We start from the raw sequence: 21,952 nt of genomic DNA on the forward strand, positions 1-21,952 counted from the left end.
TTTAGCTTTAAATTCATTAAATTCATTCTTTTTCGTTTCTTATTTCATCTTAATTTTCCACTTTGTTATGAATGTATAGTTGCATTAATTGTAAAGTAATCATTTCTCATTTACTAGGTGGATATTTTCTTCTTGCAAAGGAAAAAATCCACTTATTCAATTTAAACAGTCAAGGTTTAGATTTCGAGATTATAGAATGAAAACAAAAAAAGTACCCTGTAGCTAGACTTTAAAATTGTCTACTCTAGAGAGTACTTTTTAATTGTATTTATATGGGCAGACTGTCATTGACCAACTCAAGGGCTGATCCTTTTACAGTTCGAATTTTCCATCAAAGATTCTTTGACTCAAAGTTATCAAGCATTGCACGTACTTCATCTGTTGAGGATGTATTCATTAATTGATTTCTTAATTCACTTGCCCCTCTAAATCCACGAACATATATCTTAAAAAAGCGATGAAGAGCCTTGAACGAACGCAGCTCTAAATGTGAATATTTATCATGGAGGTCCATATGCAATCTTAAGAGATCAAGTAGTTCCTTACTGCTATGTTCTTTCGGCTCCTTTTCAAAAGCAAATGGATTATGGAAAATACCTCGCCCTATCATAATCCCATCAATACCATATTGATGAGCGAGCTTTAAGCCAACTTGACGGTCAGTGATATCCCCATTGATTGTTAAGAGTGTATCTGGTGCTACTTCGTCACGAAGTTTCTTTATCTCCGGTATTAGTTCCCAATGTGCATCCACTTTGCTCATTTCATCTCTTGTACGTAGATGGATCGACAAATTGGCAATGTCTTGTTTCAAGATGTGAGTTAGCCAGTCGCGCCATTCGTCCACCTCAGAAAAACCAAGCCTTGTCTTCACACTTACAGGTAATCCTCCAGCTTTTGCTGCTTGTATTAATTCTGCTGCAACTTCTGGACGGCGAATCAAGCCGCTTCCCTTTCCGTGCCCTGCCACGTTAGGTACAGGACAGCCCATATTGATATCCACACCTTTAAACCCAAGTTCTGCCATACCAATACTCATTTGTCGGAAAAATTCAGGCTTATCACCCCAAATATGAGCTACCATGGGCTGTTCATCCTCAGTAAAAGCCAAACGCCCACGCACACTTTTGTTTCCTTCTGGGTGACAATAACTCTCACTATTTGTAAACTCTGTGAAAAACACATCTGGTCTAGCTGCTTCACTTACAACGTGGCGAAATACAACATCCGTCACTTCTTCCATTGGTGCCAGTATAAAAAATGGTCGCGGTAAATCACGCCAAAAATTATGTTTCATATCCATTTTCAAATCCTCCCATTATGGGATTGCATTTCAATCTCATATCCCAAAATTAAAAAGCAAGATGTTCTTGCTTGCACTTGTATCTTCATTCCCTTAAACCTTACTATCTCCACGCCATCAATCAGCAATCCTGGGATCATAGTGATTAAAGGTTTCACTAAAAACTGAAGAATAACTTCAGAAGAACACGAAGTTCAAAAGGAGTAGTGTCAGTTCCCTTCCTTAAGTACTAATTTCGCGACAGCTTCTACGTGACTAGTATGTGGGAACATATCCACTGGCTGTATTTCTACAGTTTTATAACCACCATCTTCAAGTACTCGTAAATCTCTGGCTAATGTAGCAGGATTACATGATACATAAACTACTTTGCTTGGCTTCATATCAATAATTGTATTTAATAAAGCCTCGTCACAACCTTTTCTTGGAGGGTCTACAACTAATACTTCCGCTGTAATTCCTTGCTTGTACCAATTAGGAATTACTTCTTCAGCTTTTCCTACTTCAAATTCAACATTTGTCATCTCGTTAATCATAGCATTTCGTTTCGCATCTTCAATCGCTTCTGGTACAATTTCTACACCATAAACCTTTTTAGCCTTTTGAGCTAAAAATAAGGAAATTGAACCGATTCCACAGTATGCATCAATTACTGTTTCACTACCGTTTAAATTTGTATACTCGAGTGTTTTATCATATAAAACCTTAGTTTGTGTAGGATTTACTTGATAAAATGACCGAGCTGAAATTTCGAAAGTAATATCGCCAATTTTATCCTTAATTGTTTCACTTCCGTATAAAACAATTGTTCGATTTCCAAGAATCACATTTGTTTTTTCATTATTTACGTTTTGAATAATACTTGTAATTGTTGGATATTTCTCAACAATTCTAGCTATTAATTCATCTTTTTGAGCAAAATTCACTTTTGTAGTAACAAGAACTAGCATTGATTCATTTGTATAGTATCCATAGCGTGCCATAATATGACGTAATAGTCCTTTGTGGCCAACCTCATCATATGGCTCGATTTTTAATTCTTCGCAAAGATCTTTCACGGATTGTATCATTTCATCATTTTCTTTTCCTTGAATGTAGCATTCATTCATTGGAATAATTTCATGGCTTCTCTTTTGATAGAAACCAACAACCAGTCCACCTTCTAGTTCACCTACTGGAACTTGTGCTTTGTTACGGTAACTCCATGGATTTTCCATCCCTAACACTGGATGGATTACTACGTCATCAAGTTTCCCAATTCGTTTTACAACTTCTACTACTTGTTTATGTTTCGCCTCAAGTTGGCCTTCATAGCTCATATGTTGAGTTTGACAACCACCACATTGATTGTAAATCGAACAAATTGGTTCTACTCGAACATCACTTTCTTTTTGGAATTCAATAATTTTACCGAACCCAAAACCTTTGCTTGTTTTTAGCACTTTAATTTGTGCTTTTTCACCAGGAAGTGCATTAGGTACAAAGATTGGATATCCATCTACCTTTGCAACTCCATGTCCCTCATGAGTTAAATCGATAAATTCAACATCTATGAATTGATTCTTTTCTACAGGTAACACTCTTTTCGACAAGTCCCTTACCTACCTTTCAACCTTTTATTAAACCATTTCATTATACAAAATAAATAACCACGTTAACTACCGTGGTTACTTTTTCTAGTATTTACTACTATTTCACTTATTATGGTACATAGATTTCTAGGTGGTTGTAAAGCATATCGACAGTACATGGTGTTTCTCCACCATACTCACCATCAATATTTAATAGTAGTTTTTCATCAGACATAATTTTTAGATGGCTTGCTCTAGTATAAAGAACATGTTCATTTTGTACATGCTGGCCACTTAATAGCTGAGCACATACTCTGATAATTTCAGCTATATTTGATTTCTTTAAGACTAATAAGTCAAATTGTCCATCATTAATACTTGCTTCAGGTGCAATCTTTTCAAATCCACCAACAGAATTTGTATTCGATAATAAGAACAAAAATGCTTCTTCATCAAATACTTTTCCGTCATACTCAATTTTTAAGCGTGTAGGCTTAACTCTTGGTAACATTTCAATACCTTTTAAATAATATGCTAGCTGTCCTAACATTGTTTTTAGTTTACTAGGTACTTCATATGTTAATTCTGTAATTTTACCGGCAGCTAAAATATTTACAAAATATTTATCATCAACTCTTCCTATATCAAGGGGGACAGTTTGTCCATTTGTTATGACTTCAGCCGCTTCCATAATTGAAACATTCACACCAATTGCTCTAGCAAAATCATTTGTTGTCCCAACTGGGATTAATCCTAACTTTGGTCGATATTCTTGTTCTGCCATACCACTGATTACTTCATTAAGGGTTCCATCTCCACCGCAAGCTACAACTAAATCAAATTTTCGTTCACATGCTTCTCTTGCTGCTATTGTTGCATCACCTGCTCCAGTTGTTGCATGACAAGAGGTTTCATAACCTGCTTGCTCGAACATTTGCAACACATCGGGAAGCTTTTTCTTAAAAATTTCACGACCAGAAGTAGGGTTGTAGATAATTCTTGCACGTTTCATCATTAACCATCCTACTTATTTATTTAAGTTCTCTACCTTATATCCTAACCTAAAAAGTTTTTGTAGTAAACTTTTTCCATTTACTTATCTATTTTTGCCTTTCTAAAGCATGTTCAAACCCATATTGAAAAGCAATATGATATTATATTAAATTTATATTACATTCGTTTCTTTGCTATATTTTTCTATCGTTTTGAACAACTTAATTATTATAGTACATATTGATGATAAAAACATTAAAGTAGAATTAAGGATTGATAATGAGATGGAAAACAAACCGTTCGTGAAGGTAGAGTATTATGCTCTAAAAAAGTTAAAAATTTACCGAGATAGTGTTTTGCGTTTTTTATTAAGAGCAATAATGGCTAGTATGTTTATAGGCTTCGGAGTTATAGTAGCATTTAAATCAGGTAATTTCTTTCATACTACGTATACTCCTTTTGCGTATCCAATGGCTGCTATAACAATTACCGTAGCCATTCTTCTAATTGCATACGGGGGTGCTGATTTATTTATAGGAAACATATTTTATTTTGCCTATACTGCCATTAGAGGAAAAATGAATTGGCTAGAGGTGCTAAATTTGTGGCTTATTACTTACATTGGGAATATACTAGGTGCTGGTTGTTTTTCTTTATTAATACATATAACAGGATTATATAACGATCCAACAGTAAAGTGGATATCCTTTTGTATGCACCAACAAGCTAACCATATTATTGAATCATTTTGATTTTAAAGAGTACAAAAAAACTACGGAGCTTATAGCCCGTAGTTTTTTGTATTAAAAGCCTTATCTCTTTTGAATTTCTTCCATTAAGATCTTATTTAATAGTGGTGGATTCGCTTGGCCTTTAGTCGCTTTCATCATTTGACCAACAAGGAAGCCAATAGCTCGGTCCTTACCATTTCTAAAATCTTCAATTGATTGTGGGTTAGCATCAAGCGTTTCAATAACGATTTTACGAAGAGCGCCTTCATCTGATAATTGTACTAAACCTTTCGCTTTTACAATTTCATTTGCGTCTCCACCGTTTTCGATTAACTCAGTGAATACTTTTTTCGCAATCTTAGAAGAGATTGTACCGTCTGTAATTAACTTAAGCATACTAGATAAGTTTTCAGGCGTTAAAGCAACTTCATGCAGTTCTTTTTGTGATTTATTTAAGTAAGCTGAAACTTCACCCATTAACCAGTTAGAAGCTAATTTTGCATCTGCACCATTGTTTACAGTTTCATCGAAGAAATCAGACATTTCTTTTGTTAAAGTTAATACCATAGCATCATATGCTGGTAAACCTAATTGCTCTACATAGCGTTTTTGACGTGCATCTGGAAGCTCCGGTATACTTTGGCGAACACGTTCTTTCCACTCATCATCAATGTATAGTTCAACTAAGTCTGGTTCTGGGAAGTAACGGTAATCATCCGATCCTTCTTTTACACGCATTAAGATTGTAGTCTTTGTAGCTTCATCGTAACGACGTGTTTCTTGTTGGATTACTCCGCCAGATAATAATACTTTTTCTTGACGAACTTGCTCATGCTCTAGTCCTTTTTGAACGAAAGCAAATGAGTTTAAGTTTTTTAATTCTGCTTTTGTACCAAATTCCTCTTGTCCAAATGGACGTAATGAAATATTCGCATCACAACGAAGTGATCCTTCTTCCATTTTTACATCTGATACACCACTGAATTGAATAATTGACTTAAGTTTTTCTAAATATGCATAAGCCTCTTCAGGAGTTCTCATATCCGGCTCAGAAACGATTTCAATTAATGGAGTACCTTGACGGTTAAAGTCTACTAATGAATAACCTTCTTCTGTATGATTTAACTTCCCAGCATCCTCTTCTAAATGAACGCGAGTAATACCGATACGTTTCTTTTTGCCACCAACTTCAATTTCAATCCATCCATTTTCACCAATCGGCTTATCAAATTGAGAGATTTGGTAAGCTTTTGGATTATCAGGATAGAAGTAGTTTTTACGGTCAAACTTTGTTTCGGTTGCAATCTCACAATTTAAAGCCATTGCTGCCCTCATACCAAAGTTTACAGCTTCTTCATTTAATACTGGTAACACACCAGGATAACCTAAATCAATTACACCAGTGTTTGTATTTGGTTCTGCACCAAACGCATTAGGGCTTGGTGAGAAGATTTTTGATTTTGTTTTTAATTCTACGTGTACTTCTAAACCGATTATCGTTTCAAAATTCATCTTTCCCGCGCCTCCTTATAGTTGTGGTCTTTGTTTTGTAAAGTCAGTTGCTTGCTCGTATGCATGGGCAACTCTGTAAATTGTAGACTCATCAAAATGTTTACCGATAATTTGTAATCCTAATGGAAGACCATTATGGAAACCACAAGGAACAGAAATCGCAGGAACACCTGCTAAGTTAATAGGAATCGTTAAAATATCATTTGCGTACATTGTCATTGGATCACTTACTTTTTCTCCAACTTTAAATGCAGGAGTTGGTGTAGTTGGGCCAATAATCACATCATAGTTTTCAAATACTTTCTCGAAATCTTCTTTTATTAATGTACGAACTTGTTGAGCTTTTTTATAGTAAGCATCATAGTAACCAGAACTTAAAGCGTAAGTACCTAACATGATACGACGTTTTACTTCGTCTCCAAAGCCTTCAGCTCTAGTTTTCTTATAAAGATCAATTAAGTTTTCCACATCAGCTGCGCGGTGACCGTAGCGAATACCATCGAAACGAGCTAAGTTAGCAGATGCTTCAGATGAAGAAATTAAATAATATGTCGCTAATGCGTATTTAGAATGTGGTAATGAAACCTCTTCCCAAGTAGCGCCTAAGCTTTCTAATAAGTTTAAAGCAGCCATAACAGATGCACGAGCTTCTTCACCAACGCCTTCTCCTAAATATTCTTTAGGTACAGCGATACGAAGACCTTTTACATCGCCTGTTAAAGCTTTAACAAATGAAGGAACTTCTACATTTGCGGAAGTTGAGTCACTTGCATCTAAACCTGAAATTGCTTGTAATAACAATGCATTATCTTCTACATTTCTAGTAATTGGGCCAATTTGATCTAGAGAAGATGCAAATGCTACTAAACCTGAACGAGATACACGACCATATGTAGGTTTTAAACCAACAACTCCACAGAATGAAGCTGGTTGTCGGATTGATCCACCAGTATCAGAACCTAAAGAGAATAATACTTCTCCAGCAGCAACTGAAGCTGCAGACCCACCGCTACTTCCGCCTGGAACGTATTCAGTATTCCAAGGGTTACGAGTACCACCGAACGCAGAATTTTCATTAGATGAACCCATTGCAAATTCATCCATATTTAATTTACCGATCGTAATGCTCTCAGCTTGTGCTAATTTCGTTACAACTGTCGCATCATAAATTGGATTGAAGTTCTCAAGAATTTTACTCGCACAAGTAGTACGCAGACCCTTTGTAACAATATTATCTTTTACACCAATAGGCATACCAGAAAGAATCCCACGAGACTCATCCCATGGCTTTTCATCTAGTGCTTTCGCTTGTAAACGCGCTTGTTCTTCATTTAAAGTTAAAAATGATTTTACTTCACCATCAACTGCAGAGATTCGCTCATAAGATTCATTTACTAATTCTTCTACTTTAATCTCTTTTGATTTTAATTTGCTATGTAATTCTGAAACTGTATATTCAAATAATGACATTCTAATTTCACCCCTTAATCCAATATTGACGGTACTTTAACTTGTCCATCTTTGTGGTCTGGTGCATTTTTCAGTACCTCTTCAATTGGTAAACCTTTACCTGGCTCATCTTTACGTAATACATTACGCATTTTTAGAACATGTGTAGTTGGTTTCACATTTGTAGTATCAAGTTCACCTAATTGCTCAGCAAAATCTAAAATTGCCCCAAGTTGTTTTGAAAACTTCTCTGCTTCTTCCTCTGTCACCGCTAAACGCGCTAAATGAGCAACGTGCTTAACTTGCTCCATTGTAATTTTTGACATTTATATGCACCTCCATATTATTCGCACAACATACAATATACTGATAATACCAAATTTCCCATGTGTCGGGCAACATTCCACTTAAATACTAGTAAAATAATTACAGACTGTCCGCCAAAAGCGCTCCTTCTTGGTTACTTGACCTAACTATAAGCTCATTATCGTATAGGATAAATCCGCTCCTCATCAGGCTAAACGAACCTCGAAAGACAATCGCTTGCAAACAGTCTGTACACCAAATTCTTACATATAAAATTAATCAAACGTTTGTTTAAATATGGACTAAAGTTTATTCAGCAGGGATTCTTGTTAGTTCAATTCCATATTTTTTAAAATACTCAATCGAATAATCATCCGGATAACCTACATTATATACAACTCTAGTAATCCCTGCTCCATTTATCATTTTTGCACAAGCTCTACACGGTGCAGTTGTACAATAAATTGTCCAATTATCACCTTTCGTTTTTTGAATTCCTGATTGTACTAATTGATAAATTGCATTTTCTTCAGCATGGAATGCATCACAAGGATACTGATCTGAGTATTTACCACTATCTAATAACCCTTCTTGACGAGCAGCAAAGCGTGGACATCCCCCATCAATACAATGCTTAGCACCTTTCGGATATCCATTATACCCAGAAGCAATTATTCTATTATCACTTACGATAACTGCTCCAACCCTTCTACTTCCACAAGTTGAACGAAGAGAAGTTATAAATGCCTGTCCTAAAAAATAAGAGTCCCAATCATCGCGTGTTCCTAAAGGAATTGAATCTACTAATTGAATAATTCTTTGTAAAATTTGCATGGTATCCCTTCTCTCTGTTCACTATCATTTATTTAAAATTATAGCATAATAATATGGGTAAGGGTTCTGCATGTAAATATTTAGTGTTAAGGTTTTCATCAACATTGTGAACCATTTCTGATTACGCTACTCATTTAAAATTACAAAGAAACCCACAAAGAATTTCTTCGTGGGTTTCCTCTTTTAAAGTTTGTCCAAAAGACAAGCCTTGCCTTACTATTTATTAAAGCATTTCTGAAGTTGTTTTACCTTGCATGTGAAGAACTAGGTAGTCTGGTCCGCCTGCTTTTGAGTCAGTACCTGACATGTTGAATCCACCAAAAGGTTGGTAACCAACGATTGCACCAGTACATCCACGGTTAAAGTATAAGTTACCAACGTGGAATTCTTCACGTGCTTTTTCGATGTTTGCACGGTTGTTAGAGATAACAGCACCTGTTAAACCGTATTCAGTGTTGTTAGCAATTTCTAAAGCGTGATCAAAGTCTTTAGCTTTGCAGAATGCTACAACTGGTCCGAAGATTTCTTCTTTCATTAAACGAGCATCTTCTTTAACGTCAGCAACGATTGTTGGTTTGATGAACCAACCAGTAGAGTCGTCTCCTTCTCCACCTGTTACTACACGACCTTCTTCACGTCCAATTTGTACGTAGCTCATTACTTTATTGAATGCAGCTTGGTCATTAACTGGACCCATGAAATTTGAACGGTCTTCTGGGTTTCCAACTGTTAATTCGTTTGTTAATTCGATTGCACGATCAAGAACTTGATCATACACATCTTGGTGAATTACTGCACGAGAACATGCTGAACATTTTTGACCAGAGAAACCAAATGCAGATGCAACGATTGATTTAGCAGCTAATTCTAAATCAGCTTCTTTATCAACTACGATTGTATCTTTACCGCCCATTTCTGCGATAACACGTTTTAACCAGATTTGACCTGGGTTTACTTTTGAAGCACGCTCATAAATACGTAAACCTACTTCTTTAGAACCTGTAAAGCTGATGAAACGAGTGCGTGGGTGATCAACTAAGTAATCTCCTACTTCAGCACCACTACCTGGTACGAAGTTTACTACTCCTGCAGGTAATCCAGCTTCTTCTAATACTTCTAAGAATTTGTAAGCAACTACTGGAGTTGTACTTGCTGGTTTTAATAGAACAGTGTTACCTGTTACTACAGCAGCTACAGTTGTCCCAGCCATGATAGCAAATGGGAAGTTCCAAGGAGAGATTACAACACCAACACCTAATGGAATGTAGTTGAAACGGTTATATTCACCAGGACGGCTTTCAACAGGAATTCCGTCTTTTAATTGTAACATTTGACGAGCATAGAACTCTAAGAAATCGATTGCTTCAGCTGTATCAGCATCTGCTTCATTCCAAGGTTTACCAGCTTCTTTTGTTAATAAAGCTGAGAATTCGTGTTTACGACGACGAATAATTGCAGCCGCGCGGAATAAGATGTCAGCACGAACTTCAGGTTTAACTTTTTTCCATGTATTAAAAGTTGTATCAGCAATTTGCATAGCTTTTTCAGCTAAGTCGCGGCTTGCTTTAGATACAGATCCAATAACTTCTTTATGATTTGAAGGATTTACAGATACGATTTGTTCTTCTGTAAAGATACGCTCTCCACCAATGATTAGTGGATATTTTTCACCTAAATAAGATGAAACTTTTACTAATCCTTGTTTGTATTGTTCTTGATTTTCCTCTAAGCCAAAATTAGTAAATGGCTCATGTTTGTAAGGTATAACCATTGAATAAATCCCCCTTTAGTTTGAAAATAGCAATAACTGTAACCGTTTTTCTATCAGTTTTTTCAGTCAATTGCTAGTAGAATAACTACTAAGTAAAAAACTCACAATTACATAATACAATATTCCTATATATACTTCAATTCTGAAACGCTTACAGATTTTTCCCTTAAATAAAAAAAAGGAAGAGTAGTCCTCTTCCTTTTAGTTATAAATATGCACACTTGGCTCCTTAGCATCTACGTCTTTTACGATGAGTGCTTCCTGTCCATTTGATGAGAAAATATTCGTCTCAACCTTTAAGTATGAAGGGAAATGGTCCATCATAAGTCCCGCTACATACTGAGTAAAAGCTATAACTTCTGCTTTACCATAAAATTGCATAGGTATATCAATTTTTAGTTGTATTAATTCATTATCCTTATAAAAACCAGTGCCTACAACACCAGTATAATTCGGAAAATAATTTTCTATATCTGATTTAAAATTAACCATTTTCATTGCATCATCTCGGTAATCTGCAGTTGCAGCAGCTGAAGGGAATAAATAATATTTCTCATTTATTTTATCCCAGTTGCTAATAGAGGTGTCATTTCCAGAAACTGAAGACATCGCAACATAGTTTCCAGGTACTACAGATGATTGGCTTTGCTGACGGAAAATAGCAAATGTGATTGGAATATCTTTAAATTCGTCCATTTTTCGCACTCGCGTCAAAATTTCTTGAGCGATTGCTTTACCTTGTTTAATCATTTCATCTTGAGGAATTTTAAGCTCTCTTGGGTAACCGTGCTCCTCTTGATAATAATAAACAGAGTTCATTGCTAAACCAATTGCTACACCCTCAACTTTTACTTCTTTTCCGTCCTTTTTTAGATAATCCTGCTCTAAAATAGAATTTAAAAATATCGGAGCTAGTTTAGCCTTTTGATCTTCAGTAAGATTTTTTGTATCCGTTTGAATTGGATTCAATCCATCATTTGTAATCGAACTTGGTTTTAAATTTGCGCTTTTTAGTGCATCTTGTTTTTGTTTAAATTGTGAAGGAGTATACTTCCTTTTCAGCCAAGATTCCACCGTTTTTTTACTTAATAATTGTCCTTCTTGATACAGGTAATCTTTTGTTGAATATTGCTCTTGTACAATTCGCATTAAACCTAACTCAAATTCACTAATATCAAGTCTATTATCGATATTTGCAACGACAGCACCTCTTGTTTTACTCGGTTTAAATGGAAGTATTGTCTTGTAGTAATCATTTGATATTGAATAACGCGGTATGATTGCGTCTTCCCCTTTTTTGTTATTGCTCTCTTGTACAACCTTATCTTCATTCTTTATTGATAATGAACAGCCAGATAAGATGAGCGAAAAACAACATAGGAGCATTCCTATACGTTTTTTCATCTAACTCACACCTTCTACTTATTAAGTGAACGAACTACACTTCTCATTAATCCGTCCTCTAGTTGATTAAAATATTATTGTGGTTGAAGCTCTTTAACCATTCTCTCTTCATCCCAAATCTCGATATTTAATTTACGTGCAGCATCTAATTTCGATCCAGCTGCCTCACCTGCAATGACTAGATCCGTGCTTTTACTAACACTTCCTGCTACTTTTGCGCCAAGTGCTTCTAATTGCTTTTTAGCCTCACTTCTAGTCATCTGTTCTAGCTTACCAGTTAATACTACTGTTTTACCAGCAAAAAGAGAATCCATATTAATATTTTCAACTTGAATCCCTTTATATTCAGTATTTACTCCAACAGTTTTAAACGTTGAAATAAGTTCTTTTACTTCGTCTTGTGAAAAATAATCATTGATTGACTGAGCCATTTTAGAACCAATTTCATTAATTCCGGTTATTTCCTCAACCGATGCTTCCATCAGTCGATCAATTGTTTGGAAATGCTGTGCTAATGTTTTTGCTGCTTTAGCACCTACATGACGAATACCCAAACCAAATAATAATTTTTCAAGTGAATTTTCTTTAGACGCTTGAATCGCAGAAATTAATTTATCTGCTGACTTTTCTCCAAATCGTTCAAGTGATAATAATTGTTCTTTCGTTAGAAGATAAAGATCTGTAAATGTCTTAATCAAATTTGCATCGAATAATTGCGATACTACTCGTTCGCCTAGACCTTCGATATTCATTGCATCACGAGACGCAAAATGAATTAATCCTTCTCGAATTTGAGATGGACAGAAAGGATTCACACAGCGTAGTGCTACTTCACCTGCAACTCTTATCAATTCATGATCACATGAAGGGCAGTGAGTTGGCATTGCAAAAGGCTGTTCATCACCAGTACGACGGTCTATTAGTACATTTACTACTTCAGGAATAATATCTCCAGCCTTGCGAATAACAACTGAGTCACCAATTCGAATGTCTTTTTCTTTAATTAAATCTTCATTATGAAGAGATGCACGTTTTACTACTGTACCTGCAACACGTACAGGTTCTAAAATTGCAGTTGGTGTTACCACACCTGTTCGTCCAACACTTAATTCGATATCTACTAATTTTGTAACTACTTCTTCAGCTGGGAACTTATATGCAATAGCCCATCTTGGTACTTTTGCTGTTGATCCTAGTTTTTTCTGAATACTGTATTCATCCACTTTTATGACAATTCCATCAATCTCATAAGGCAATGACGGGCGTTTTTCTTTCCATTCCTCAACGTATTCAATTACTTCTTCAATTGAATGACATGTTTTGCGGAAAGTATTTGTTTTAAATCCAAGTTTATGAAGATAGTCTAATGCTTCGCTATGCTTTTGAATTGAAAATTCCTCAGCTGTTGGGAATCCGTAAACGAAGAACGATAAATCTCTCTTTGCAACAATTTTTGGGTCAAGTTGGCGTAATGAACCAGCCGCTGCATTTCTTGGATTTGCAAATAATTCTTCTCCGTTCTTTTCACGTGATTCATTAACCTTTTCGAAACTAGCTTTTGGCATAAATGCTTCACCACGAGCTTCTATTGTAATTGGCTCAGAAAGTCTTAATGGAATGGCTTTAATCGTCTTTAAATTATGCGTAATATCTTCACCAACTGTACCATCACCACGAGTTGCACCTTTGACAAACAATCCATTTTCATATTGAAGCGAAACGGCTAAACCGTCTATTTTAAGTTCACAAACATAAGAAACACCTGCTGAATCCTGTCTAATTCTTTGGTCGAAATCTCTTAAATCTCCCTCATTAAACGCATTTCCTAGGCTTAACATCGGATGACTGTGAACGACTTTTTCGAACAAATCAATTGCCTGTCCACCTATACGCTGTGATGGAGAATCTGGTGTTAAAATAGAAGGATATTGTTCTTCTAATCCAATTAATTCATGTAATAGTGAATCATACTCGGCATCTGGCACTGATGGCTGATCTAATACGTAATACTCATAGTTGTATTGATTTAATTTTGTTCTTAGTTCTTCAACTTTATCAATGATTTTTTGATCCAAGAGCTCTCGATCCCTTCTATGCTTTCGTAATTGGAGCAAATTTTGCTAATAAACGCTTAATACCAACAGGACTTGGGAATGCAATATCTAACTCCATTGCTTCACCTTCTCCTTTTACACTTACAACTGTACCAATTCCCCATTTACCATGAGAAGCTTTATCTCCAACTCTCCAACCTAGTGACTCTCCGCCTGTTGTTTTCATTGCTACTGCCGGTCTAGATACAGCACGGCGCTCAGTTACTACTTTCTTATTAGCACGATCTAATAATTCATCAGGAATTTCATTAATAAAGCGGGATTCTTGGTTTACACTAGTGCGACCATAAAGTGTACGTGTTTGAGCATTTGTAATATATAAATCCTTTTCCGCACGTGTTATACCTACATATGCTAATCGTCTTTCTTCTTCCATTTCTTCTTCGTCCATTAAAGAACGGCTATGTGGGAAAATACCTTCTTCCAAACCGATTAGAAAGACTACCGGGAACTCTAAACCTTTTGCAGAGTGAAGCGTCATTAATATAACTTCATCTGCTTGTGACTCTTCTTTATCAGCTTGATCAATATCAGAAACTAAAGCTAAATCAGTTAAAAATGATACTAAACTTTTATCTTCACTGCTTTCTTCAAAAGCATTTGTTACTGTTAAAAACTCTTCAATATTTTCGATTCTAGAAGCAGATTCAATTGTATTTTCGTCTTTTAACATTTGGATATAGCCTGTTTTATCAAGTACTTCTTCAACTAGTTCTGTTACTGATAAGTAATCTAGCATCTGTTGCCAGTTTTTCGTCATAGCATGGAAATCTCCAACTGCTTTTGTGATTTTTCCACTTAATCCAACGAAATCAATTTGCTCTAAAGTATCAGATAAAGATAAGTCATTCATTATGCTATAGTTAATAATCTTATCTACGGACGCTGCGCCTACACCACGTTTTGGTACATTAATAATTCTTGAAAAACTGATCTCATCATCTGGATTGGCAATAAACCTTAAGTAGGCAAGTACATCTTTAATCTCTTTACGATCATAGAACTTTACTCCGCCGACCATTTTATAAGGAATATTAGACTTAACTAAAACTTCCTCCATTGCACGTGATTGTGCATTCGTACGATATAGAATAGCAACATCACTATATTGATGAACGCCTTCTTTTTTCCATTGGGCTAACTTTCCAGCTACGAAGTATCCTTCGTCTTGTTCAGAGGCAGCTCTGAAATAATGAATTGGACTACCTTCTCCATTTTCTGTCCATAGCTTTTTGGCTTTACGATTTGAATTATTCGTAATAACTGCGTTAGCTGCATCAAGAATCGTTTGAGTCGAACGATAGTTTTGTTCTAACAGAATAACTTGTGCATTTTCGTAATCTTTTTCAAATGAAAGAATATTAGAAATATCTGCTCCACGCCAGCGATAAATTGATTGGTCTGAATCACCTACAACGCAAATATTTTTGAATTGCTCGGCAAGTAATTTTACAATTTTATATTGAGCATGGTTTGTATCTTGATACTCATCAACGTGAATATATTGAAATTTTCGTTGATAATATTGTAGTACTTCTGGAACACGTTCAAACAAATTAATTGTCATCATAATTAAATCATCGAAATCTAAAGAATGATTTTTACGTAGTCGATCTTGATAAGATGCATAAATTTCTCCAACTACTTTTTCATATGGTGTAAAAGCATCTCTTGAATAATCAGCGGCAGTTTGTAGTTCATTTTTTGCACTGCTAATAGTTCCTAAAATGCTACGTGGATCAAATTTCTTTGAGTCTAAGTTTTTCTCTTTAAGGATATTTTTTATAACTGTTAATTGGTCAGTTGTATCTAATATAGAAAAGCTTCTATTGAATCCAATACGATCAATATCTCTACGAAGGATACGTACACACATTGAGTGAAATGTTGATATCCAAATATCTTCTGCATCTTTTCCAACTAGATTAAAAATTCGCTCTTGCATCTCTCTAGCTGCTTTATTTGTAAACGTGATCGCAAGGATATTCCAAGGAGCGACACCTTTTTCGCCTAATAAGTACGCAATTCGATGTGTTAATACTCGAGTCTTACCTGAACCTGCTCCAGCCATAATTAATAAAGGACCATCAACCGTTTTAACGGCCTCTTTTTGCATCGGATTTAAACCTTGCAATAATTCTTCTGCTGTTTTCATTACTTCGTCGCTCCTTCTTTCACAGCTTTCACAGTAAGTAAAGCCTCTTGTAAGTTATCATATATAATGTTCCCAACAACAATCGTATCAGCAAATTGCTTCATCTCTATTGCTTGTTGAGCTGATGAAATTCCACCACCATAGAATAACTTCGTATTGTTTAATACTTTTGATACCTCTTCTACCACCTCGGGTGAGCCGTATGTGCCGCTATATTCTAAGTAAAAAATCGGTAATTTTAATAATTGCTCAGAAACTTCCGCATAAGCTACAATATCTTCTACTGAAAGATCTGTCACTGCATTTGTCAGCTTTGCAGCCTTACACTCTTCATTTAATATACAATAGCCTTCCATTACCAATTCTTCAGCATGAACTAAATGAGCGAATTCTTTCATTGCTTGTTGATGCATTCCAATAATCCACTTTGGATCATTACTATTTAAAACTGTTGGGATAAAATAAAAATCATAACCTGGCGTTACGGCTTCAAGATTTGATACTTCTAAAATACATGGTACTGCATAGCGTCTTATTCTAACTAATAGAGATATCGTAGCATCTAACGTTACATCGTCCGTTCCACCTACTAAAATTGCATCCGTTCCTGACTCACAAATTTTTTCTAATTCCTCATCAGAGATTTCTTTGTTTGGATCTAATTTAAATATGTGATTCCATTGTGAATAATCGTACATTTTGTCCTCCGGAATTGTTTTTTAACATTAATTTATCTATTTTTATAAGTACTTTTATCAAAAATATAAATGTATTGTATCTTATTAGAAAGGAAAAGTAACCCTACGTCCCCATTTTAAGTAATTAATACTAATTGTTTCCTATGATATTGAAACAATTATAGGGAAAAATGGTAAAGAGTGATTTAATCACTGATACTTATTATAAGGGGAGTTACTGTTGAGACCAAATATTAGCATTATAAATGCACTTATCCGTTTAACTGCTGGCTTAACAATTTTAGCCTATGGCACAGCAAAGCTTACACGCAGAAGATGTAGTAATTCTGTTATCATTTTGATCATAATCGGTGCCATGAAAGTTGCAGAGGGAGTATTACGTTTTTGCCCAATGACTGCTCTTGGTAAGAAATGTAAGGTTATGGCAGATAAACACGACGAGGGAGATACATTCGAAGATTACATCCAACCTTCATAAAAGTAGTTTATCAAAAATGGAGTAGATTGTATAGATAAAAATAGAACACTAGTTCCTATTTCAACAAGAAATAGGGTCGTCATTAATCATTAATGACGACCCTTTCTTACTAACTATTTACTTTAATTGCTTTATGAGCTATATCGTGGCGATAGAATAAGCCAGTTGATTGAACCGTATCAATTTGTTTATATACATTTTCGCAAGCTTCATTAATGGAGCTTCCTTTGTGTGCAATAATTAATACTCTTCCACCATTTGTAACATATTCATTATTTTCAAGCTTTGTACCTGCGTGGAAAACCATTGTTTCATTACTTACATTATCTAATCCAGATATTACAGCACCACTCTCAGGAACTTCAGGATATCCGTTTGCAGCAAGAACAACTCCAACAACAGCTTCCTCTGACCATTCTAAATTGATTTCTTCTTCATTCAGTATTCCTAACAACACTTCAGCTAGCTCACTCTCTAAACGAGGTAAAACAACTTCCGTCTCTGGATCCCCAAATCTTGCATTAAACTCGATTACTTTAGGTCCTTGGCTTGTTAACATTAAACCAGCATAAAGTATTCCAGTAAAATATCTTCCTTCAGAAATCATTGCTTCTGCAACTGGTACTACTATTTCTTTTAAAGATTGTTCAACAACTGACTCTGAGATTTGTGGTACTGGCGAATAAGCACCCATACCACCCGTATTAGGTCCTTTGTCACCATCATAAGCACGTTTATGGTCTTGAGCGATAACCATAGGATAAACCTTATTCCCGTTAACAAACGACATTAAAGAGAATTCTTCGCCCTCTAAATATTCTTCAATTACTACAGATGCACTTGCATCGCCGTACTTTTCATCAAGTAGCATGTCATGAAGGCTTACGATTGCTTCTTCTAATGTCATCGCTACAACTACACCTTTACCAGCTGCTAATCCATCAGCTTTAATAACAATCGGTGCACCAACTTTTTCAACATATGCTTTTGCTTCTTCAAAATTAGTAAATGTTTCATAAGCTGCAGTCGGAATAGCGTATTTTTTCATTAAATCCTTTGTAAAGCTTTTACTTCCTTCAATAATTGCTGCTTCCTTAGTTGGACCAAATATCTTTAAATTAGCATCACGAAAATCATTTACAATCCCGTTCATTAAAGGAACTTCAGGACCAACGATTGTTAAATCAATTGCTTCCTTTTTTGCAAATGCAATAAGTGCTTCATGGTCACTTTCATCAATATTGACAAGTGTTGCAACATCAATCATTCCATCGTTTCCTGGAGCAACAAATACATCTGTTACGTTCTCCGATTGATTTACCTTCCAAGCAATTGTATGCTCACGGCCTCCGCGACCAATGACTAATACTTTCATCTTGTCATCTCCTTATTTCTTAATGTTTAAAGTGACGAACCCCTGTAAAGACCATTGCAATTCCATATTCATCAGCTTTTTTGATTGAATCTTCATCTTTAATTGATCCGCCTGGTTGAATAATTGCTGTAATACCAGCTTTAGCAGCTGCTTCTACTGTATCATTCATAGGGAAAAATGCATCTGAAGCTAACGCCGAGCCAATTGATTTTTCGCCAGCTTGCTCAATCGCAATTTTTGCAGCTCCAACGCGATTCATTTGACCTGCACCAACACCGATCGTCATATGATCTTTCGCTAAAACAATTGCATTTGATTTAACATGTTTTACAACTTTCCAACCTAATTTTAAATTCTCCCACTCTTCATCAGTCGGTTGACGTTTTGTAGGGACTGTAATTGTTGCATCATCTAATCCAAATGTATCCATATCTTGACGTAATAAGCCACCATGAACTGTTGTTAATTTAGGTGCAAAAGTAGGCTGAGTTTCTAAGTCTACTGTTAATAAACGTAAGTTCTTTTTACTAGTTAAGATTTCTAAAGCCTCTTCACTGAAAGAAGGAGCGATTATAATTTCTAAGAATAATTCATGCATTTTCTTAGCTGTTGCAGCATCAACTTCACGGTTTGTCGCAATAATTCCTCCAAAAATTGAAACAGGATCAGCAGTATAAGCACGATCATAAGCTTCTTCAATTGTAGTGCCTTCGCCTACTCCACAAGGGTTCATATGTTTTACAGCGACAACAGCTGGATTTGAGAATTCGCGTACAATATTTAATGCTTCATTAGCGTCATTAATATTGTTATAAGAAAGCTCTTTACCATGTAATTGCTCTGCATAAGCAATAGACGAAACTGTTGGCATTGGAGCACGATAGAATGTCGCTTTTTGGTGAGGATTTTCACCATAACGTAAAGATTGTTTTAATTCGTAAGTAACAGTATAGCTTTCAGGATTTTCTTCGCCTACTTGCTCTGTTAAATAATTTGAAATTAATGAATCATAAGCTGCTGTATGACGGAAAACTTTAGCAGCTAATCGACGATTCGTATCAATTGAAACCGTATTATTTTCAGCTAACTCAGATAAAATTACTTCATAATCTGTTGGGTCAACTACTACAGATACAAATTCATGGTTTTTAGCTGCTGAACGAAGCATTGTAGGGCCACCGATATCGATATTTTCAATTGCATCTTCAAATGTAACATCAGACTTCATAATCGTTTCTTTAAACGGATATAAATTTACACAAACTAAATCAATTGGCTGAATACCTAACTCGTTCATTTGACGCATATGTTCTTCATTTGAACGAACACCTAGTAAACCTCCGTGAATTGAAGGATGTAATGTTTTTACACGACCATCCATAATTTCTGGAAAGTTAGTTACTTCTGAAATACCAATTACATTTAATCCAGCATCTTTTAATAAATTATAAGTTCCACCTGTTGAAATAACTTCAAAATCATGTTTAATTAATCCACTTACAAATTCAATAATCCCTTGTTTATCTGAAACGCTAACTAAAGCTCTTTTTTTCATGATACATTCCCCTATCTAAATCGATTTCATGCTCTATATCTAATCTAATTAACTAAACAATTTTTTTAGTGTTTGCACATATAAAACATGCTCGACACTATGAACCTTCTGTTCTAGAGACTCTTTAGAATCTCCCTTTTCAATCAGAATTTCTTCTTGCGCAATAATTGGACCAGTATCCATTCCTTCATCGACATAATGAACTGTTACACCAGTCGATTCGACACCTGCTAGGAGAGCTTGACCAATTGCGTCTTTTCCAGGAAATAATGGTAGAAATGAAGGATGAATATTTACTATTTTCCCAGGAAATGAGTCTAAAATTGTCGGACCAATCAATCTCATATAGCCAGCTAATACGATAAATTCGACATTTAACTCTTTAAGATGGGCAATAATTTCACATTCATATTGCTCTTTTGATTCATAGTTTTTTGCTGAAAATATAAATGATGGAATATTTGCCTGTTTTGCTCGTTCGATACAAAATGCATTTGGACGATCACAAACAAGTAATTTCACTTCAGCATTTATTTCTCCGCTTAGAGTTGCATCAAGAATGGCTTGGAAGTTGCTGCCATTTCCTGAAGCAAATACGGCAATCTTCTTCATTACAGAGAACCTCCGCCAAAGGTAACACCTTCACCTGCTTTTGTTCTTCCGATAATAAATACTTTTTCTCCGTCTTCTTCTAATAGTTTAATAGTGTCATGTAAGTTCTCTTCATTAACTGCAAGAACCATTCCAATACCCATATTAAAAATATTAAACATTTCTTCGCGCTTCAATTCACCAATCTCTTCTAATAAATCAAAGATTGGTTGGATTGGCCATGAACCGTAATCAATTTCTGCACCGATTCCTTCTGGAAGCATTCTTGGGATATTTTCAATAAACCCACCACCAGTAATATGTGCCATACCTTTTACTTCAAACTTTTTTAGTACATTTAAGATTGGTTTTACATAAATTTTAGTTGGGCGTAAAAGTTCTTCGCCTAAAGTATGACCTAATTTATCAATATGTTGATCAAGCGTTAAGCCACCTTTTTCTAATAAAACCTTACGAACTAGAGAATATCCATTACTATGGATCCCGTTTGATGAGATTCCTAATAAGATATCTCCTTCTTTAATACTTTGTCCTGTTACAAGCTTCGACTTGTCAGCAATTCCTACTGCAAAACCAGCAACGTCATATTCATCTTCTGGATACATACCAGGCATTTCTGCAGTTTCTCCTCCGACTAAAGCGCAGCCTGCTTGAACGCAACCTTCAGATACACCTTTTACAATTTGCTCAATTCGTTCAGGTACAGCTTTGCCAACTGCTAAGTAATCTAGGAAAAATAAAGGCTCCGCTCCTTGAACCACAATATCATTCACACACATCGCGACTGCATCAATGCCAATCGTATCGTGACGGTCCATTTGGAAAGCTAATTTTAATTTTGTTCCTACTCCATCTGTCCCTGATACAAGAACTGGTTCCTTATAGTTGAATTTGGAAAGATCAAACATTCCTCCAAATCCTCCTAATCCACCAAGAACTTCTTGACGCATTGTTTTTTGAACGTGTTTCTTCATTCTGTTCACTGCTTCATAGCCAGCTTCAATATCTACTCCAGCTTGTTTATATGCATTCGCCATGTGATGATTTCCCCTTTCAGTTCCTTATGAATAGATTCAATTGAAAAGAGGCGG

General features: G+C 35.5%; 18 protein-coding genes. 2 read left to right on the top strand and 16 right to left on the bottom strand.

What is annotated here, in order from left to right; translation table 11 throughout:
• Nucleotides 1-331: 331 nt before the first annotated feature.
• From RAH41_RS11800 to RAH41_RS11810, 3 genes are all read right to left on the bottom strand, one after another.
• The gene (locus RAH41_RS11800; RefSeq protein WP_331222704.1) at nucleotides 332-1,297 is read right to left on the bottom strand and encodes a tRNA-dihydrouridine synthase; all 966 of its coding nucleotides are present in this window, start codon (nucleotides 1,295-1,297) and stop codon (nucleotides 332-334) included.
• 215 nt (nucleotides 1,298-1,512) lie between these two features.
• Entirely contained in the window at nucleotides 1,513-2,895 is a 1,383-nt protein-coding gene (rlmD, locus tag RAH41_RS11805; protein ID WP_331222673.1) for a 23S rRNA (uracil(1939)-C(5))-methyltransferase RlmD, read from the bottom strand.
• 109 nt (nucleotides 2,896-3,004) lie between these two features.
• A complete protein-coding gene (locus RAH41_RS11810) occupies nucleotides 3,005-3,889 on the bottom strand; it encodes a diacylglycerol kinase (RefSeq protein WP_331222674.1) in 885 nt (294 codons plus the stop codon).
• A gap of 262 nt (nucleotides 3,890-4,151) precedes the next feature.
• Between RAH41_RS11810 and RAH41_RS11815 the strand changes: the two genes are divergently transcribed.
• Complete coding sequence (locus RAH41_RS11815; RefSeq protein ID WP_331222675.1) at nucleotides 4,152-4,619, top strand: formate/nitrite transporter family protein; 468 nt, start codon at nucleotides 4,152-4,154, stop codon at nucleotides 4,617-4,619.
• Nucleotides 4,620-4,679: 60 nt separating this feature from the next.
• Here RAH41_RS11815 and gatB read toward each other — a convergent pair whose 3' ends face one another.
• From gatB to RAH41_RS11860, 9 genes are all read right to left on the bottom strand, one after another.
• Nucleotides 4,680-6,110, bottom strand: coding sequence for an Asp-tRNA(Asn)/Glu-tRNA(Gln) amidotransferase subunit GatB (gene gatB, locus RAH41_RS11820; RefSeq protein WP_331222676.1), 1,431 nt, complete (start codon nucleotides 6,108-6,110; stop codon nucleotides 4,680-4,682).
• Between the two features lie 15 nt (nucleotides 6,111-6,125).
• Nucleotides 6,126-7,580 (bottom strand): Asp-tRNA(Asn)/Glu-tRNA(Gln) amidotransferase subunit GatA, encoded by a 1,455-nt coding sequence (gene gatA, locus RAH41_RS11825; protein ID WP_331222677.1) that lies wholly within the window; start codon nucleotides 7,578-7,580, stop codon nucleotides 6,126-6,128.
• Between the two features lie 14 nt (nucleotides 7,581-7,594).
• A complete protein-coding gene (gatC, locus tag RAH41_RS11830) occupies nucleotides 7,595-7,885 on the bottom strand; it encodes an Asp-tRNA(Asn)/Glu-tRNA(Gln) amidotransferase subunit GatC (RefSeq protein ID WP_069032659.1) in 291 nt (96 codons plus the stop codon).
• A gap of 289 nt (nucleotides 7,886-8,174) precedes the next feature.
• Nucleotides 8,175-8,699 (bottom strand): deoxycytidylate deaminase, encoded by a 525-nt coding sequence (locus RAH41_RS11835; RefSeq protein ID WP_069032658.1) that lies wholly within the window; start codon nucleotides 8,697-8,699, stop codon nucleotides 8,175-8,177.
• Nucleotides 8,700-8,922: 223 nt separating this feature from the next.
• Nucleotides 8,923-10,470: an L-glutamate gamma-semialdehyde dehydrogenase gene (gene pruA / locus RAH41_RS11840; protein WP_331222678.1), complete on the bottom strand. Its 1,548-nt coding sequence runs from the start codon at nucleotides 10,468-10,470 to the stop codon at nucleotides 8,923-8,925.
• Between the two features lie 201 nt (nucleotides 10,471-10,671).
• Nucleotides 10,672-11,874 carry a CamS family sex pheromone protein gene (locus RAH41_RS11845; RefSeq protein WP_331222679.1) on the bottom strand — a complete coding sequence of 401 codons (1,203 nt, stop codon included), beginning with the start codon at nucleotides 11,872-11,874 and terminating at the stop codon, nucleotides 10,672-10,674.
• A 74-nt stretch (nucleotides 11,875-11,948) separates the two neighbouring features.
• Nucleotides 11,949-13,949, bottom strand: a complete 2,001-nt coding sequence (ligA, locus tag RAH41_RS11850; protein ID WP_331222680.1) for an NAD-dependent DNA ligase LigA — start codon at nucleotides 13,947-13,949, stop codon at nucleotides 11,949-11,951.
• A 16-nt stretch (nucleotides 13,950-13,965) separates the two neighbouring features.
• Nucleotides 13,966-16,143 carry a DNA helicase PcrA gene (gene pcrA, locus RAH41_RS11855; RefSeq protein WP_331222681.1) on the bottom strand — a complete coding sequence of 726 codons (2,178 nt, stop codon included), beginning with the start codon at nucleotides 16,141-16,143 and terminating at the stop codon, nucleotides 13,966-13,968.
• A complete protein-coding gene (locus RAH41_RS11860) occupies nucleotides 16,143-16,841 on the bottom strand; it encodes a heptaprenylglyceryl phosphate synthase (protein WP_331222682.1) in 699 nt (232 codons plus the stop codon). Before RAH41_RS11860 ends, pcrA begins: the two co-directional genes overlap by 1 nt.
• A gap of 220 nt (nucleotides 16,842-17,061) precedes the next feature.
• On the opposite strand from RAH41_RS11860, the gene RAH41_RS11865 reads away from it, so the two are divergent.
• Nucleotides 17,062-17,319, top strand: a complete 258-nt coding sequence (locus RAH41_RS11865) for a YgaP family membrane protein (RefSeq protein ID WP_331222683.1) — start codon at nucleotides 17,062-17,064, stop codon at nucleotides 17,317-17,319.
• Between the two features lie 109 nt (nucleotides 17,320-17,428).
• Here RAH41_RS11865 and purD read toward each other — a convergent pair whose 3' ends face one another.
• The 4 genes from purD to purM are packed head-to-tail and all read right to left on the bottom strand — an operon-like array spanning nucleotide 17,429 to nucleotide 21,898.
• Nucleotides 17,429-18,694: a phosphoribosylamine--glycine ligase gene (gene purD, locus RAH41_RS11870; protein ID WP_331222684.1), complete on the bottom strand. Its 1,266-nt coding sequence runs from the start codon at nucleotides 18,692-18,694 to the stop codon at nucleotides 17,429-17,431.
• 19 nt (nucleotides 18,695-18,713) lie between these two features.
• Nucleotides 18,714-20,249: a bifunctional phosphoribosylaminoimidazolecarboxamide formyltransferase/IMP cyclohydrolase gene (gene purH / locus RAH41_RS11875; RefSeq protein ID WP_331222685.1), complete on the bottom strand. Its 1,536-nt coding sequence runs from the start codon at nucleotides 20,247-20,249 to the stop codon at nucleotides 18,714-18,716.
• A 48-nt stretch (nucleotides 20,250-20,297) separates the two neighbouring features.
• Nucleotides 20,298-20,861, bottom strand: coding sequence for a phosphoribosylglycinamide formyltransferase (purN, locus tag RAH41_RS11880; protein WP_331222686.1), 564 nt, complete (start codon nucleotides 20,859-20,861; stop codon nucleotides 20,298-20,300).
• A complete protein-coding gene (gene purM, locus RAH41_RS11885; RefSeq protein ID WP_331222687.1) occupies nucleotides 20,861-21,898 on the bottom strand; it encodes a phosphoribosylformylglycinamidine cyclo-ligase in 1,038 nt (345 codons plus the stop codon). Before purM ends, purN begins: the two co-directional genes overlap by 1 nt.
• Nucleotides 21,899-21,952: the final 54 nt, after the last annotated feature.

The organism is Gottfriedia acidiceleris (assembly GCF_036421055.1).
GTDB classification, from domain to species: Bacteria; Bacillota; Bacilli; order Bacillales; family Bacillaceae_G; genus Gottfriedia; species Gottfriedia acidiceleris_C.